Here is a 15,254-nt window from a genome sequence, read left to right on the forward strand (position 1 = left end):
TTCAAATTGAAAATCCGGTTTATTTAAATGATTAACCTATTTTAAGTTAAATTTGAAAGGCTATTCACTCCAATACAACCTATGTCAGTACCCGATAACGGAAACGTAACCCTTAGCATAAATCAAAGCGGCATTGCCACTATCAGTTTTTATCATCCGGCTCAAAATTCGTTACCAACAGCTTTGCTGAACGACTTAACGGCGAAGATCAATCAGGCGGGCAACGATTCACAAACCCGCATAATCATTTTAAAGAGCGACGGCAACCGAACTTTTTGTGCCGGCGCCAGTTTTGATGAATTACTCCTGATCAAAGACAAACAAGCCGGCGCCGAATTCTTTTCGGGGTTTGCGCGGGTAATTAATGCGTGTCGTAAATCTCCAAAAATCATCATCGCCCGCATCCAGGGAAAAGCAGTTGGCGGCGGAGTTGGCCTGGCCGCCGCGGCCGATTATTGCCTGGCAACCGAAGCTGCATCCGTTAAACTTAGCGAACTGGCTATTGGCATAGGGCCTTTTGTTATTTCGCCTGCCGTTATTCGCAAAATTGGTTTGCCTGCATTTTCTCAGCTCACTATCCGTGCCGTTGATTTTCAGTCGGCGAAATGGGCGATGGAAAAGGGCCTTTACAATGAAGTCTATCCTGATATTACGGCCCTGGACGATGCGATTGTTGCATTAACTGAAAAACTGGCCGCTTACCACCCTGAAGCGCTTAATGGTTTAAAAGAAATTTTGTGGGAAGGTACTGCCGACTGGGACGAGCTACTTAACCACCGGGCGGCCATCAGCGGCGCACTGGTATTGTCAGAATTTACGCAGCAGGCACTGAAGGGATTTTTAGGCGGAAAAAGATAAAACAAGACCTGTTTTTTTATCTTTTCAACCAATTGCCTGATTACACTTCATGTTAAAAACGATAAATATTTTATCAGTTGCTTAAACAACTTTAACTTCCAAAACCCGTATAAAGCAGACGATCAATTGTATTTTTTTACAATTAATTATTTGTATAAGTATTGCTTATTGTTAAAGTTTAAATAGCTTTACGATAGGTTTGAAAAAAAATTATTTACCTTTTACTGATATATTTTCCCTATGTTTTATTGGTTATTTACCGTAGTAGTTTTAGTATGTATACTGGTAGTTTTTTACGTTTACAATTATTACGCTGAACGCAGAACAACAGAAAGAAATCTGGAAAGAATAAAAAACAAATGGGGCCGCCCGGTAAATTCACGTCGTAATTTCAAACTCATTGCTGCCTATTTAAATGGTATTGATGACCCGGCAAGGGTTTCAATGCCGATTGCTGATGACCTTGACCTGAACAACGTTTTTAACTTTATTGACCGGACAAACTCAAAACCCGGAAAACAGTACCTCTACAAAAAGCTGTTTACTCCTGAAACATCATTTGAGGACCTTTTAAAATTCGACCGTAAAATTGAAACGCTTAATATACTACGCCCCGACCTTGAAAGAATTGAACTTGATATTTCAAAGCTTAACAGTACTGATGCTTATTACCTGGCAGAATTATTTTTAAAAGAACATGAATTTTTACTGGTTCCATTAATGAGCCTTTATATCAGGATCTCGGGCATTGCCATAATCGGCTTACTGGTATCCTTGTTTATTGTGCCCAACCCTATCAGTTTCGTGGTGTTGCTGGTATTGATTCTCGGCAACATTGCCCTCCATTTCGGCACCCGGAATAAAATATCATCCTACACCCGGTCGTTGCCACAGTTGATGATCCTGCATAGCGTTGCCCGTAAATTATTAAAAACGGTAAAATTTGAACAGGATGAACTTACTAAACAAAGCCTGAATAATTTGTCCGGGCTTAACCGCTCCTTACGTCTTGTAAATTTTGAAAGCAAAATAGCCGGCAACCCTGAAAACTTAAGCTATGCCATTTATAAGCTATTTAAAGTGACATTTTTGCTGGAACCATTGATGTTCATCACATCGGTAAAACGCATAAACAAATACCGCTCTGATATCGAAGTACTGTATAAATATGTGGCAGAGATCGACGCGCTTATCGCGATCCTGTCGGTTAGAGCAGGTTTACCGCATTACAGCAAACCTGTTTTTTATACTGATAACCTTCGGATGGACCTTACCGATATGTTCCACCCGCTGATCTATAACTGCGTGCCCAACTCTATCCACACCCGTACAGATGAAGGGGTGTTGATCACCGGCTCCAATATGTCCGGCAAAACCACTTTTATCCGGTCTATTGCCTTAAATACTTTGTTGGCGCAAACCATTTATACCACCTGCACAACTGAATATAAAGCGCCCTTGCTTAAAATTCAGACCAGCATACGGACCACTGACGACCTGGGCGAAAATAAGAGTTATTTCCAGGCTGAAGCTTTATCTATTCTTGATATCATCAACCAGAGCGGCGGCGACGAGCCAGTTAAAAGCCTGGTTATTATTGATGAGATCTTCCGTGGCACCAATACCATTGAGCGTATCGCGGCAGCAAAATCAGTGCTTACTTACCTCACGGATAATAAAAACTTTGTATTTGTATCCACCCATGACCTTGAGCTTGCCGAATTACTCGACAATGATTATGCGGTTTATTCTTTCGAGGAATCGGTAAACGATACCCGCCTGGTATTTGATTACAAAATGAAGACCGGCGTATTGAAAAACAAAAATGGCATCGCCATTTTGGAAACCATCGGCTACCCTGAATCGGTGGTGGAGGATGCTTATATCGTGAGTGAGGAGTTGAAACGGAAATATTCGATGTGAGTACGGCTCGTTGAAGACTTACGAAGTTTTAAAAACTTCGTAAGTCTGATCAGATCAGAAATTTACCCGATTCCTCAGCACCCGAATTTCTTCCTGCATTTGTTCAACGCGTTCCAGTAAATGGCTAATGGCTTCAATGCCGGCAACATTAATCTCCAGTTCGTGGTGCATCCTGATCATTTTTTCCAGCCTTTGCAGGTCGCTTTCAGGGATATAGGGCGTTTGGTCAACAACTTCCAGGTGAAGCAATCCAGCCTCGCTTAAAGAGTTGATAAAAGTATATTCAACTTCGTGATAAGTACAAATGGTTGTTATTGCTATTAAATTTTCCATCTCTTTCTGGTTCATTGGTTCAATGGTTCATTAGTTCATTGGTCCTATCGAAGGGCTTTCGGACTTTACTGACTTTACTGACTCTACTGACTATCTCTTATCTCCTCAAATAACTTCTTCTGCTTATCGGTAAGGTTCGCGGGGATCTGGATGTCGTAGGTAACAAACAAATCACCGAATTCGCTTTCCTTTTTATAAACCGGCATTCCTTTGCCTTTCAGCTTAACCTTTGTGCCGTTCTGGGTTTCGGGTTTTACTTTTATTTTCACTTTGCCGCTCAGGGTATCAATGGTTACTTCGCCACCAAGCACTGCGGTAAAAAGGTCGAGTTTAGTGGTGGCATACAGATCATTGCCAATTCGTTTAAATTGCGGATCATCTTCTATTGAAAAAGTAATAAACAGATCGCCGGCCGGGCCGCCATTTACACCCGGGCCGCCGTGCCCGGCAATTTTAATGATCTGCCCGTTTTCAATCCCCGCCGGGATCGTTATCCTGATGTTTTTACCGTTAACCGTTAGGGTTTGTTTATGGGTTTCGGCAACGTCCTTTAGGCTTAAACCAAGCGATGCATTAAAGTCTTGCCCGCGAAACTTAGACTGCCTGCTCCCGCCTGCCGATCTTGCTCCCTGCCCGAACATAGATTGAAAAAAATCGGAAAAATCTTCACTTCCAAAACCTTCAGTACCAAATCCTTCAAAGCTTGAGCCCTGCCCCCCTGTATAAGCGCCTTGCTGGCGGCTGCGCTGCTGCTGTTCATACCTTTCGTGTTCCTCGCCATGCTGCCAGTTTTCGCCGTATTTATCATATTTTTTCCTTTTTTCAGGATCGCTCAGCACCTCGTTGGCTTCGTTCAGTTGCTGAAATTTTTTGTTTGCTTCAGCATCGTTAGGATTTAAGTCGGGATGATATTTTCGTGCGAGCTTTCGGTAAGCATTTTTAATATCCTTATCAGTTGCATTTTTAGCAATACCCAATACCTGGTAATAATCAATAAATGCCATAGTTGAAGGTTGTATAAAATATTTTTACAGATAATGTTAAACAGCATTTTTAGTTTGACCGATTTGCGACAGTTTAAACGTCAGGATCAATCTTTTAGACTTATAAAAACTTCTTCCTTTCAAAAATATAAAGAGCAATTGTATTATTCAGCTATTACCGGTTATTTATTTTGTTTCTTGATAAAAAGGATTTTTTAACTTTACGATGAACTTTGTGAGGTCTTTTTTCGTTTGTTTAAATATGCTACGCTTTTTTATAGATAGTCTTATATTTTTAAGCCAAAACTATAATCATCATACAAAAGCTATTTATCTTAATTGTTCATTAAAATAATAAACTGCCAAAAATCCGGCAAATAAATGATTTCAGCACCAATTCCTAAAAATGAGAGCAAGAGGCTTCAGGACCTGCACCAAAGTGGTTTATTGGATACACCGCAGGAAGCCGAATTTGACGAGATCGTAAAACTTGCCTCCATATTGTGCAATATGCCTATTTCGTTAATTAGTCTTGTCGATTCAAACCGCCAATGGTTTAAGGCCCGGGTCGGACTTGATGTAAGCGAAACCACCCGGGATATTTCTTTTTGCAGCCATGCCATTTTGCAGGAGGGCCTTTTTGAAGTGCCTGATACCTTGGAAGACTTGCGCTTTAAAGATAATCCACTGGTAACCAATAACCCGGAAATCCGTTTTTATGCCGGGATGCCGCTGGTAACCAGCGGAGGGTACCGCCTGGGCACCCTCTGTGTAATTGACCGGAGTCCGGGCCGCTTAACTGAAAAACAAAGGTTTGGTTTAAAAGTACTCGCCAATAATGTAATAAAAATTACCGAACTGAGGATAAAAAACAAGGAGCTTTATTACCTCACCGAAAACCAAAAAAGAATAATTTCCATACTCGCACATGACGTCAGAACGCCCTTATCGTCTATTAAAAATATCATCGAACTTAAACAAACCAATATTATTGATACATTAGATGCTGCCGAAATGATGGAGATGGTAAGTGGCCAATTAACCAACACTATCGAAATGGTTGAAAACATTGTAAGCTGGGGGCAGCAGCAATTACAGTTTGGTAGTTTACAATTAAAGGATTTTGATTTTTATAAGCTGGTAAAACGGGTTTTTGGCACCGAATCATTAAAAAGCAAGGCAAAAAACAATAAACTGATCAATAGTATACCAAGGCAAACCATCATCCATTCTGACGAAAGAGCTTTGGAATTCATTTTACGAAACCTGATAAGCAACGCCAATAAATTCACCGCCAACGGAAACATTACGGTTGAAATGCAGCCAAAGGGATTAAAAACGCTGTTTACCATAACTGATACCGGTGTGGGGATGTCGCCTGAAAAGGCTGTTGAGTTGCTTGAAAATAATTCCTTTAGATCAACTTTAGGTACCCATAAAGAAAAAGGCAGCGGCTTGGGTCTTATGCTGGTAAAAGAGTTTATTGAACGGCTTGATGGTAAAATCACTGTTGAAAGCGAAATTGATAAAGGCACGAGTTTCAAAATTATTATATAATGGAAGAATCCATATTTCAAAAATTTTCTTCAATCGATACCAAAGAAATTGCCCCGGGCTTTTTCTCTAAACTGATCCATACTTCCACCAACACCATCAATTTTATTGAGGTAAAGGCAGGCTGTTCTATACCGCGGCACAGGCACATTCATGAGCAATGCTCCTTCTCGGTTGAAGGCAAGTTTGAGATGACCGTTAACGATATTCCCCAAATATTAGATCCGGGCTTATTTGCTATCATACCATCAAATGCATGGCATAGCGGCATCGCCATCACCGATTGTAAACTGATAGACATTTTCAGCCCGGTAAGGGAAGACTACCGGGCACTTTAATCAACAAAAAGCCCCGGTAAATCCGAGGGCACTGAAAAAGTGACTATTTATCAAAAGAGGCTGTTTTCATTATTGAAAACAGCCTCTTTTTCTTTGACTTGTTCGGGTAGGTGGTGGAACTCACTTTCGTGCAGACGATTCTCAGAGCCTCCATTTTACTTGTAAAACTACCTATTTAACTTTAAAGGACTTTTTCAGTGCCCTCGTAAATCCGGGGCTTTTCTTTTCTAACGATGTTCATCTTTATGAGCTGAATGATGATAGTGATGATGACGGCGGTTGTGCTTATGGTGAATAGGGTGATCCTGGGCCATTGCGCCGCTAAATGTTCCGATAGTCAGTATTCCAACTAAAAGTGCTTTTATGTATTTCATAATCTTTTCTACTAATGAGTTTATTTTTTTTCTTACAAATTAAACCGCAATTTATTTCAAAGGTTTAAGCCGGCGGTATAATGAAATATAATTGTAACACGAAGCAACTTTAGTGAAAAAATTAGCGGTGGCAGGCTATCAAATTTTTGTTCTCAGCTGCAAAAAGTTTAGGTTTGTCGTTTTCAAAATACTTTATGCCAGTAATAAAAGCCCTTGTAAGCGACGTTCCGGAACTTAACATTTTAGTAAACAGCGCCTATCGCGGCGAAACCTCCAAAAAAGGCTGGACCACCGAAGCCAATTTGCTTGAAGGGCTACGGATTGACGAGGCGACCCTCTACGGTTATTTTGAAGATCCGGATATTATTATTTTAAAAAATACAGGCGATAACGGATCAATTACGGGTTGCGTTTACCTTGAAAAACGTTCACCCAAATTATATGTAGGCATGTTTAGCGTTTCGCCATTACTGCAGGCAAAAGGCATAGGGCGGCAATTACTGATTGCGGCTGAAGAATACGCCCGGCAGTTGGATTGCCATACCTTAACCATGACGGTGATCAGCATACGGCACGAACTTATCGCCTGGTACCAGCGCCGGGGCTATCAACCTAACGGAGAAGTGCTTCCTTTTCATCACGATAAAAAATTCGGAAATCCAAAACAGCCCATTGAGCTGATCGTTATGGAAAAAAACATCTGAAACATTCATTTTTCTTTAAAAAAAGCCATTCAGGGTGCAACTTTCCAAAAGTTTTGGCGTCTCATAAAACAGATGATACAAAAACTTTTTATTTAGATGGAAGAAATTCATCCGCAATTAAAAGCGTTCATTGTTGATTACTGTTCCCGGTATAAGATCAGGGAAGTTGACCCCTGTGCGTTGAACCTCGATACCAGTATCGACCTCGACCTGGATATCGTTGATATAGAGATTGATCTGTTCATTGCTGAATTTGCAGAGACCTTCCGTGTGGACCAATCTAAATTCAGCTGGTATAAGTATGGTTACCCCACTGGGTCGGCAAGTGTAAAGGTCTTAAAAACCGTTTTTGGGTATAAGTCACCTTGGGTAAACCGTTTGTCCAACAGGCTCTATAAGCCAAAGTTCAGGGTGAGCAACCTGCAGGATGCTGTACGAACCGGGAAATTGTTATAGAAGCCATTGCGGGTTACAAGCATCTCCTGCTTTTGAGCAATAAATGTGTGGTCAGCTTGCAACGGTCCGGCATTTAAAGGGAGAAAGCTGGTAGCCCGCAATGGCGTTTTTTTTCAATCCATAACGAAAATCCAGTTGTTTTATGATAAGGTAAAAGAGAAATAGCCTACTTTTATCATTCAAACCAATGATTAGAACCAGGAGTCAGGAATCAGGGGCCACGAGTTTAGAAATAAAGCGGAAACGGATTCATTCCGGCTCCGGTTTCCGAAAAATCTTACCAGGGTATTTTCCCCTACCCTGGTTCCTGACGCTAAAAAATAAAAGTATGCCAACACCCTGCCGCATCATATGCATATTGTGCTTGTTTTTTTGTTCCCGCGCCTTTGCCGGAAAAATCGTCACGGTAAGTTCTCCGGACGCCAGGATCATATTTTCATTAAGTACCGACGGGGACGGACTGTATTACCGGGTCACATACAAAAGCGTTTTAATGGTTGATCGTTCCAGGCTCAATATCAGCTTTAAGGAAGGTGGTCCATTTGGTAACAGCCTTATTATTTCATCTGCAAAACCTGAAAAAATAATTGAAGACTACGACCTTTTAATTGGCAAAACCAGCAAGGTCCACAGCGAAAGTAACAGAATAATTGTACCCGTTGCGGAGCAAACGGGCACCAGGCGACAGATGAATATTGAAGTACGCGTATTTAATGACGGCGTTGCGTTCAGGTATACCATCCCTGCACAAAAAAAATGGGCGGAGATGATAAATATTACGGATGAGGCCGACTCGTTTAACCTTACACAAAACCCCGTTGCCACGGTAATGTATCGTGTTAACTATACCACATCGCACGAAGGCTTGTATTCCAGGACAAGCCTTCGTGATTTGAAAGCTGACACGCTGATGGATATGCCCGCGCTGTTCGAATTCCCCGGCGGGAATTATATGGCTATAACTGAAGCTAATTTACATGATTACGCGGGTATGTACCTGATGAAACACAACAACGTGCTCGAAAGCAGGTTATCCCCCTGCCTCATCAAACCGAAATTAAAGTAAAAGCTGCTTTACCGCATAACAGCCCCTGGCGGGTAATGATGATCAGTGACCGGGCCGGTGCATTCCTGGAATCAAATATCCTCACTAATCTGAATGAGCCTTGTAAAATAAAAGATGTTTCGTGGATAAAGCCGGGCAAAACTACCTTCCCCTGGTGGAACGGTGATGTTGTGCCTGATACCATTAACGCACCAGGCAATAACTATGTCACCAATATGTATTATGTGGATTTTTGCGCAAAATACGGTTTAGAATATCACTCGGTTGTTGAATACGGCCTGCATGAATGGTATGTAAATGATGGGGCCGGTTTTCAGCCGGGGCCAAATGCCGATCCTTCGAAAGCAGTTCCGGGGCTTGATATGCAGCAGATTTGCGACTCAGCCGCGAAAAAAGGCGTGGGCATACGTGTTTGGGTGCATTTTTATGCTTTATATCCCAAACTTGATGAAACTTTCGCCCAATATGAAAAATGGGGCATCAAAGGGTTGATGTGCGATTTTATGGACCGCGACGACCAGGAAATGGTAAACATGCAGGAAGAAATATTGCAAAAGGCGGCACAGCATCATTTGCATATCCAGTTTCACGGGGCGTATAAGCCAACAGGCGAGAGCCGCACCTGGCCTAATGAGTTTACCCGTGAAGGAACGCTGAATTATGAGAATGACAAATGGAGCGATTGGGTTACCCCCGATGCTGATGTAAACGTCGCCTTTACCCGCTTGCTGGCGGGTTCTACAGATTATCATTTAGGCGGTTTCAGGGCAGCATCTCCGCAGCAATTTAAGATTCACTATACCCGCCCCTATGTTATGGGGACGCGCTGCCATATGCTGGCCATGTATGTGGTGCTGGAGAATGCTATAGGCATGGCCTGCGATGACCCCGAAGCTTATATCAACCAGCCTGGGTTTGAATTTATACAAAAAGTGCCCACCACATGGGACGAGACCCGTGTAATTGATGCCAAACCCGGCGAATACCTGGCAATTGCAAGGCGAAAAGGGAATGAGTGGTATATCGGCGCAATTACTAACCATGCCTCACGTACGATATCAAAATCTTTTGATTTTTTATCTGAAGGCAATTATACTGCTGACATCTGGAGTGATGTACCGGCTTCGGACCCCAATTTAAACCATTTGGTTAAAGTGGTAAAAAACATTAACAAACAAACATTAGTAACAATGGTACTGGCCGAAGGTGGCGGGCAGGTGATACATATCTATGCAGATTCAGAAAAGAAATAGCATTCCTGTTTCGGATATCGTCTGCCTGCCGCTGGCGGCATTTGAAATTACAGGTCAGTAACCCTGGTATGCACCCTTTTTACATAATTCCGGATATCCAAAACGATACCGGCAAATACATAAAATATCAACGGGAATCCAACCGCCAGAAAAGAGGAGTAGATAAAAAACAACCTTATCTTACTGATCGAAACATTAAATTTTTCGCCAAGATAAGTGCATACCCCGAAGGAGTATCTTTCAAAAAAAGTGATTATCTTTTGCATCATATCAAGCCAACTTTAAAATCTTATTACCAACGCCACAATGCAGGCATTTTTTATAATTGCAATAGTTATTTTTTAACTCAATTAAAGCCTGCGATTCAAACGCTGTTTTAATTTTGACCCCTAAGTTACTAAAATCTGTTATAATTTTATTGTTTTCGCAGGGTAAATGTTCAAGCAACTGCAAACTCCGGTTAATAAAATGCTGCTGCTGGTTGTATTTTCCATAACTAAACAAAAATAAGGCCATTGTGTTTAAAAGTAAAATATCAACCGATGCTTCACCTATATTTTTTGATGAACGGGGCGAAGCGATATCAAAACGGTAATGATCTTCCCAATACGGGTTTACTTTTATATCGGTAAACAATGCCTTTAACACTTTTACGTCTTTTATCTCCAATAGTTTTGAAAATAAGTGATTCGATCTGATTATCAGCGCGGCAAACTGTGCCAACCTTATTGTCGGGAAATTTGCAGGGCGCAACCGCATAAATTTCCATAAATGTGTTTCCACCGGCGCCAGTTTATATTTCTTTTGCAGGAAACCGTATTCTTCTTTCAGTTTCAGCGGGTATTCATCTTTAAAGTCCTCTCCTAAAAAACCTGCCTGCCCAAATACCAGCGCCTCTATCTGCATTGGGTTGTTCTTATGCTTTGCCAGAATATTTTGCGGTAACGATTTTGCCAGCAATTCAAACGGAAGTGCATTAATTTTGAAGCCAAAATTTGCTGCTAAAAACTGGTAAAAGGTTTCTTCCCAATCACCCCGGTTAAGGGCTAACGCCGCGGTTACCGCGACCGACTTCTTTTCAAGCCGCTCAACTAACACCCTGGTGAGCCAGTTATGCAGGGTAAGGCTATCAACAGCACCAATACTGGCCTCGCAGGGTATAATAGTTTGTTCGCCAAAAATCAGCTGGTGGTAGCGGCTATAAAGTTCATCCGGTATCCGGTTTTGCAATTCAAGGGTTGGCACCCGCCGCCCGTCCGGTAATACAAGCGGAATATCATCTTTGTAAACTACATGCAAAATTATATTCCCGTAGGCATTGTCAGCGGCATGTCCGTGCTTCTTCCAGTCAGATGATGACAGGTGGACTTCAATATTTCCCGCCCAAACGGTATCCCCTATCCTGATCCGCGCATTTTGAAAATCGGGACCCGAATCAGAATTATGCAGCCCCGGCGAAAATATTTCCAATGCCTCGCCATCACCGGTCTGCAGGCGATCCCGGTCAAACAACCGGAATTTCCAGATATAATGGAGAAAATCTTCGGGGAAAAGCATTTGATGGGTTGATTAGGTGAGTGGTTGATTAAGTTTATTTAGTTAAAATTACTACCATTGGCCAAAATAGAAAGATTTATTTTAATTAAAAAACAAAGTGGTTAAAGACAAAACCCACTTAATCAACCACTCACCCAATCAACTAATTCCTATAGCATTTTCACCAGGTCACCAAAGCTGCTAATAGTAGCTATCTGCCCGTTTTCAACAACACCAAAACCGTAGTTCGCAAAAATAAAGGGAACGCCGGCTTTTGTTGCTGAGTTGTAATCGCCCATGGTATCACCAATATACACTGGTGTTTTAAGCTGATAGTCGTTTACAATATCTTTGATGTTTTCGGCCTTGGGGTTACCTTTTGTTCCATAACATTGGTGTCCCGAAAAATAATGCGCCATACCACTTAATTTCAGAAATACTTCGATATAACCATTCTGGCAGTTACTCACAATAAATAACCTATATCTGCCGGCCAGGTAACCCAGGGTTTCGTCAAGCGCCGGGTATAATTCTCCGCCGCGGGTATGCAATATCTCCAATTCGCTTTTAGCACAGATTGCCATAAGCTCATTTCGCTTTGCTGCATCAAGGTAAGGAAACAGGGTATCAAAAATAACATTGTATGCCATCCCTGTTATTGATCTGACTTTTTCCTGCGTCATTACCTCATCTACATAATCCACCTGGTTAATTGCATTCTGCCATGCTACAGCAACGTTCCCGGTACTGTCCCAAAGAGTCCCGTCAAGGTCAAAAATTATACTGTCAAATTTATTTTGTTCAGACATGTCCATTAGTTGTGGCATTTCCGGCAAAAGTAGAAGATTTTTTAAACACAATAGAAATACCAGGAACAAAATGTATGGTTATCATCAAAGACAAAGCCGCAGGCCCCCAACTTCACAACTATAGCTAAGTATAACTAATAGTTTATATTTTTTGAGTTATATCCTTAAAGTAAAACATTTTTAATACCATTTACCCCATAGGGCGTTAATACTAAAAATGTTAGAAAAAGTAGCTATAATTATTACATCCTTATGAATATTCGCCAAGTTTTAAAAAATGCGTAAAACTACGCAAGCAAAAAAGGTATTTCCCACTATGAAGTTTAATTTTTTGTTGCTATATTTGAAATAAGATTTTGCTTATTAAGCATTATTTGATGTAACTGCCTTTAATACATTTTTACCATGAAACATCTATTACTCTATTTCTTGTTTTTTGTTGGGGCGGCGTTTATCTTTATACAGTGCGCAAAACTTTTCCCGACTAAAAATAAAACTGAAAAACATCAAACAAAAAGCCAACCTGAAAACAGTTTAAGCAACGCAAATAAACAGAACAGAACTGTGGCCATTGCAACCCGCAATTGAAAAATAAAACCGCCTTTTTGCATGCGCAAAGGTGTTTTTTTAAAATTGGGAAAGTTTGATTTTTGGTGTTAAATGTCCGTTAACGATTATTGCAGGTTAGCAACCCGGAGCTGGGTTGATACAATATGCAAAAGCTATTTTATTGAAGTGATTTCAAGCTGCAATCTGCCAGGCGTATAATTATAAACTTTTTATATATCAGCAGCCTATTATTTCCGCCTTATCATTTTTAAACCCGGCCGGGATTTTTTTTTTGAGAGGCAACTCCTGCGCTGGCAGGTGTGGGTAAAAGTAACTTACTAATGGTTTTTAAATGCTGTTTGTCGCAAATATTCAATACTTGATTGAGTGATACCCTAACATAAAAACAATGCATACTGGTACTGCCAGCAACATAAATACCCTTGCCATTTGCATACTGCTTGCATTACCTTCAACAAATACGTTGTACAAATCGGCTTTAAAATTGTTTAATTTGTGTTCCATGAGAATTAATTTTTATTTATCAAATAACTTATCAGCAATATATAATTTATCAAATTATGCCTCTTCTACGGTATAAAAAATAATAAGGTTACATGGGTGATATAAAAAAATTAAAAAAAGTGGGTATAGAGCCAAAAACAAGCCTAAAGCAGTATTTAATTTTACCTAAAAAAAATTTCAGTACTGTAGGCGGGACTGTTTTAAAAGAATAAAAACAAGTCAGGAAGCAAAAATAAATTGCTCAAAAACAAGGCTCTTGCAGGCCGAAATACACTCATTACGTAAAATTGCAGGTAATACCTCTTCGTTTTTGAACCTGAAAACGACGACACCGCCTTCAAAATGGTACTGGATCTGACACTGCAGCCAGTGATTTATGGCCCGTGTTTCTGTCGTATTATTGATAAGCCAGCTATAATTTTCTTCAATTTGCAGGATACGTCCGGTAAATTTCTCTATTATTTTTAAACAGGCTCCGGCATCGTCGCCGATATACAGGATATTATCGTAAGAAAAGCAATTGTTAAAAATAAGTTGATTCATATCAATAGTGTATGCCGGCAATTTATGAGGGATAAATGAAATTACTGTGAAAGCGCCAAAAGCTTGCACAATTGTTACAATACAAACAGATTTCAACAAAAGGACTTTGTTTTTCTATTTATTTGATGAGTAATTGTCGCCGCTCATCTCCGGGCGATAATGTAAGCCTGGCGTTAGCCAATACAGCAATATAACTCTCGAATACCTGAAGTTAAATGGAGAAAGTACAACCCCGATGGTTAATATAACGCTGATATATAGCCATGGATTCTTACTACCCCCGGTTAAAACACTTATCGCTACAGCAAGACCTATCATCTCGGCAACGAACATTGCATAACTGATTAACATCGAAACATAAAAATAGCCGGGCTCCCGTTCAAAGGTTAAGCCGCAATGCGGGCAAGTTTTATTCATCCCCTGCGATTTTAAACCATACATGGGTGCGGTAAACATTTCTCCCCGCCGGCACCGGGGGCAACGGGCGTGCATAATAGCCGGCATGGCCGGCAACGGAATAACCTGTTTATTCATGCTTATGGTGATTTAATATTCCTCTCCTGAAATCTTCAGGCGTTTTACCCTCAAATTTTTTAAAAAACTTTGTGAAATAAGAGTTATCACTAAAGTTCAGCATAAAGGCAATTTCGTTAATATTTAACTGTGGGTTTGTTAGTAATCGTTTCGCTTCCAGCATCATCCTGTTCCTGATAACTTCTCCCGCTGATATACCCAGCAAATCTTTACATACTGCATTTAAATGATTAGGGGTTATATAAAGTAATTCCGCATAGTCTTTGGGTAATTTTATCCTGGTATAATGTTCACCAATCAGTTTTTGAAAATTGCGGAGCAGGGTTTGATTGTAGGATGAAGGCCCCCTGCCGATACCCTTTTTTGTTATGCGGCCAATAGTTATAAACAACTGCAGCATTAATATCCTGATCATGTCGGGTGCGGAATCCTCCTCATGTACAGCTTCATTTACTATTTTTTCAAATAACTCGGCTACTTTTTGGTGGAGGTGATCAGGCAAATCAATAACGGCGGCTTTAACATTCTCACCGAAAAATGAAAAAGTTTCGGGATACGATGGATTTAATAAAAATGACTGGAAGAAAGCAGCTGAAAAATTGATAATATACCCATCGGTAAAACCTTCAAAGTCCCACGAATGAACCTGCCCCGGCACCATAAAATAGATCTGATAGGGTTTTACAAAAAACCTCTCAAAATCAATGGAATGGGTGCCGGCCCCGGTTGTAAAAAGCACAAGGTGATAAAAAGAGTGCCTATGTGCGGCACTAAGGTTTTTATGCTGCGCTAAGTAAGGTGCAAAACGGCTGATGAGTATATCATTCTCCTTAAAATCAGACAAGGTACATATATCAAATACCGGCGTGCTTTGCATAGCACAATGATAGGCACTTTATTACCATTTTAGTGGTAT

16 protein-coding genes are annotated in these 15,254 nt (G+C 40.7%); 8 read left to right on the top strand and 8 right to left on the bottom strand.

Translation table 11 applies throughout. The annotated features are described in order from the left end of the window. Positions 1-81 precede the first annotated feature (81 nt). Entirely contained in the window at positions 82-858 is a 777-nt protein-coding gene (locus tag MgSA37_RS19665) for an enoyl-CoA hydratase/isomerase family protein (protein WP_096354330.1), read from the top strand. Between the two features lie 240 nt (positions 859-1,098). Continuing rightward, positions 1,099-2,781, top strand: a complete 1,683-nt coding sequence (locus MgSA37_RS19670; RefSeq protein WP_096354332.1) for a MutS-related protein — start codon at positions 1,099-1,101, stop codon at positions 2,779-2,781. Between the two features lie 54 nt (positions 2,782-2,835). Here MgSA37_RS19670 and MgSA37_RS19675 read toward each other — a convergent pair whose 3' ends face one another. Both MgSA37_RS19675 and MgSA37_RS19680 read right to left on the bottom strand, forming a co-directional pair. Then, positions 2,836-3,129 carry a chaperone modulator CbpM gene (locus MgSA37_RS19675; protein ID WP_096354334.1) on the bottom strand — a complete coding sequence of 98 codons (294 nt, stop codon included), beginning with the start codon at positions 3,127-3,129 and terminating at the stop codon, positions 2,836-2,838. A gap of 68 nt (positions 3,130-3,197) precedes the next feature. Then, positions 3,198-4,118 carry a DnaJ C-terminal domain-containing protein gene (locus MgSA37_RS19680; RefSeq protein WP_096354336.1) on the bottom strand — a complete coding sequence of 307 codons (921 nt, stop codon included), beginning with the start codon at positions 4,116-4,118 and terminating at the stop codon, positions 3,198-3,200. A 360-nt stretch (positions 4,119-4,478) separates the two neighbouring features. On the opposite strand from MgSA37_RS19680, the gene MgSA37_RS19685 reads away from it, so the two are divergent. The 6 genes from MgSA37_RS19685 (at position 4,479) to MgSA37_RS29460 (ending at position 9,842) form a co-directional block, all read left to right on the top strand. Then, entirely contained in the window at positions 4,479-5,654 is a 1,176-nt protein-coding gene (locus MgSA37_RS19685; RefSeq protein WP_096354338.1) for a GAF domain-containing sensor histidine kinase, read from the top strand. Continuing rightward, complete coding sequence (locus MgSA37_RS19690; protein ID WP_096354339.1) at positions 5,654-5,989, top strand: cupin domain-containing protein; 336 nt, start codon at positions 5,654-5,656, stop codon at positions 5,987-5,989. The genes MgSA37_RS19685 and MgSA37_RS19690 overlap by 1 nt, the downstream gene beginning before the upstream one ends. 568 nt (positions 5,990-6,557) lie before the next feature. Beyond that, entirely contained in the window at positions 6,558-7,067 is a 510-nt protein-coding gene (locus tag MgSA37_RS19695) for a GNAT family N-acetyltransferase (protein WP_096354341.1), read from the top strand. Positions 7,068-7,163: 96 nt separating this feature from the next. Next, positions 7,164-7,523, top strand: coding sequence for a DUF1493 family protein (locus tag MgSA37_RS19700; RefSeq protein ID WP_096354342.1), 360 nt, complete (start codon positions 7,164-7,166; stop codon positions 7,521-7,523). A 328-nt stretch (positions 7,524-7,851) separates the two neighbouring features. Next, the gene (locus MgSA37_RS29455) at positions 7,852-8,589 is read left to right on the top strand and encodes a glycoside hydrolase family 97 N-terminal domain-containing protein (protein ID WP_197706026.1); all 738 of its coding nucleotides are present in this window, start codon (positions 7,852-7,854) and stop codon (positions 8,587-8,589) included. A gap of 35 nt (positions 8,590-8,624) precedes the next feature. Beyond that, entirely contained in the window at positions 8,625-9,842 is a 1,218-nt protein-coding gene (locus MgSA37_RS29460) for a glycoside hydrolase family 97 catalytic domain-containing protein (RefSeq protein WP_197706027.1), read from the top strand. 47 nt (positions 9,843-9,889) lie between these two features. Here MgSA37_RS29460 and MgSA37_RS19710 read toward each other — a convergent pair whose 3' ends face one another. The 6 genes from MgSA37_RS19710 to MgSA37_RS19735 all read right to left on the bottom strand — a co-directional run bounded on the left by MgSA37_RS19710 (position 9,890) and on the right by MgSA37_RS19735 (position 15,215). Next, complete coding sequence (locus MgSA37_RS19710; protein ID WP_096354344.1) at positions 9,890-10,111, bottom strand: PspC domain-containing protein; 222 nt, start codon at positions 10,109-10,111, stop codon at positions 9,890-9,892. Between the two features lies 1 nt (position 10,112). Next, entirely contained in the window at positions 10,113-11,399 is a 1,287-nt protein-coding gene (locus tag MgSA37_RS19715; RefSeq protein ID WP_096354345.1) for a DUF2851 family protein, read from the bottom strand. Between the two features lie 149 nt (positions 11,400-11,548). Next, positions 11,549-12,187 carry an HAD family hydrolase gene (locus MgSA37_RS19720; protein ID WP_232010690.1) on the bottom strand — a complete coding sequence of 213 codons (639 nt, stop codon included), beginning with the start codon at positions 12,185-12,187 and terminating at the stop codon, positions 11,549-11,551. A gap of 1,293 nt (positions 12,188-13,480) precedes the next feature. Continuing rightward, on the bottom strand, positions 13,481-13,804 hold the full coding sequence (locus MgSA37_RS19725) for a hypothetical protein (protein WP_157750648.1): 324 nt from the start codon (positions 13,802-13,804) through the stop codon (positions 13,481-13,483). A 114-nt stretch (positions 13,805-13,918) separates the two neighbouring features. Continuing rightward, positions 13,919-14,338, bottom strand: a complete 420-nt coding sequence (locus MgSA37_RS19730; RefSeq protein ID WP_172885349.1) for a DUF983 domain-containing protein — start codon at positions 14,336-14,338, stop codon at positions 13,919-13,921. Beyond that, the gene (locus MgSA37_RS19735; RefSeq protein WP_096354350.1) at positions 14,331-15,215 is read right to left on the bottom strand and encodes an AraC family transcriptional regulator; all 885 of its coding nucleotides are present in this window, start codon (positions 15,213-15,215) and stop codon (positions 14,331-14,333) included. The genes MgSA37_RS19730 and MgSA37_RS19735 overlap by 8 nt, the downstream gene beginning before the upstream one ends. Positions 15,216-15,254: the final 39 nt, after the last annotated feature.

The organism is Mucilaginibacter gotjawali, from assembly GCF_002355435.1.
In the GTDB taxonomy this organism is placed as follows: domain Bacteria; phylum Bacteroidota; class Bacteroidia; order Sphingobacteriales; family Sphingobacteriaceae; genus Mucilaginibacter; species Mucilaginibacter gotjawali.

Bases quoted from the DNA above. Each gene is read 5' to 3' on its own strand.
- MgSA37_RS19665 (WP_096354330.1), top strand. From the start codon at position 82: ATGTCAGTACCCGATAACGGAAACGTAACCCTTAGCATAAATCAAAGC.
- MgSA37_RS19670 (WP_096354332.1), top strand. From the start codon at position 1,099: ATGTTTTATTGGTTATTTACCGTAGTAGTTTTAGTATGTATACTGGTA.
- MgSA37_RS19675 (WP_096354334.1), bottom strand. From the start codon at position 3,129: ATGAACCAGAAAGAGATGGAAAATTTAATAGCAATAACAACCATTTGT.
- MgSA37_RS19680 (WP_096354336.1), bottom strand. From the start codon at position 4,118: ATGGCATTTATTGATTATTACCAGGTATTGGGTATTGCTAAAAATGCA.
- MgSA37_RS19685 (WP_096354338.1), top strand. From the start codon at position 4,479: ATGATTTCAGCACCAATTCCTAAAAATGAGAGCAAGAGGCTTCAGGAC.
- MgSA37_RS19690 (WP_096354339.1), top strand. From the start codon at position 5,654: ATGGAAGAATCCATATTTCAAAAATTTTCTTCAATCGATACCAAAGAA.
- MgSA37_RS19695 (WP_096354341.1), top strand. From the start codon at position 6,558: ATGCCAGTAATAAAAGCCCTTGTAAGCGACGTTCCGGAACTTAACATT.
- MgSA37_RS19700 (WP_096354342.1), top strand. From the start codon at position 7,164: ATGGAAGAAATTCATCCGCAATTAAAAGCGTTCATTGTTGATTACTGT.
- MgSA37_RS29455 (WP_197706026.1), top strand. From the start codon at position 7,852: ATGCCAACACCCTGCCGCATCATATGCATATTGTGCTTGTTTTTTTGT.
- MgSA37_RS29460 (WP_197706027.1), top strand. From the start codon at position 8,625: ATGATGATCAGTGACCGGGCCGGTGCATTCCTGGAATCAAATATCCTC.
- MgSA37_RS19710 (WP_096354344.1), bottom strand. From the start codon at position 10,111: ATGATGCAAAAGATAATCACTTTTTTTGAAAGATACTCCTTCGGGGTA.
- MgSA37_RS19715 (WP_096354345.1), bottom strand. From the start codon at position 11,399: ATGCTTTTCCCCGAAGATTTTCTCCATTATATCTGGAAATTCCGGTTG.
- MgSA37_RS19720 (WP_232010690.1), bottom strand. From the start codon at position 12,187: ATGTCTGAACAAAATAAATTTGACAGTATAATTTTTGACCTTGACGGG.
- MgSA37_RS19725 (WP_157750648.1), bottom strand. From the start codon at position 13,804: ATGAATCAACTTATTTTTAACAATTGCTTTTCTTACGATAATATCCTG.
- MgSA37_RS19730 (WP_172885349.1), bottom strand. From the start codon at position 14,338: ATGAATAAACAGGTTATTCCGTTGCCGGCCATGCCGGCTATTATGCAC.
- MgSA37_RS19735 (WP_096354350.1), bottom strand. From the start codon at position 15,215: ATGCAAAGCACGCCGGTATTTGATATATGTACCTTGTCTGATTTTAAG.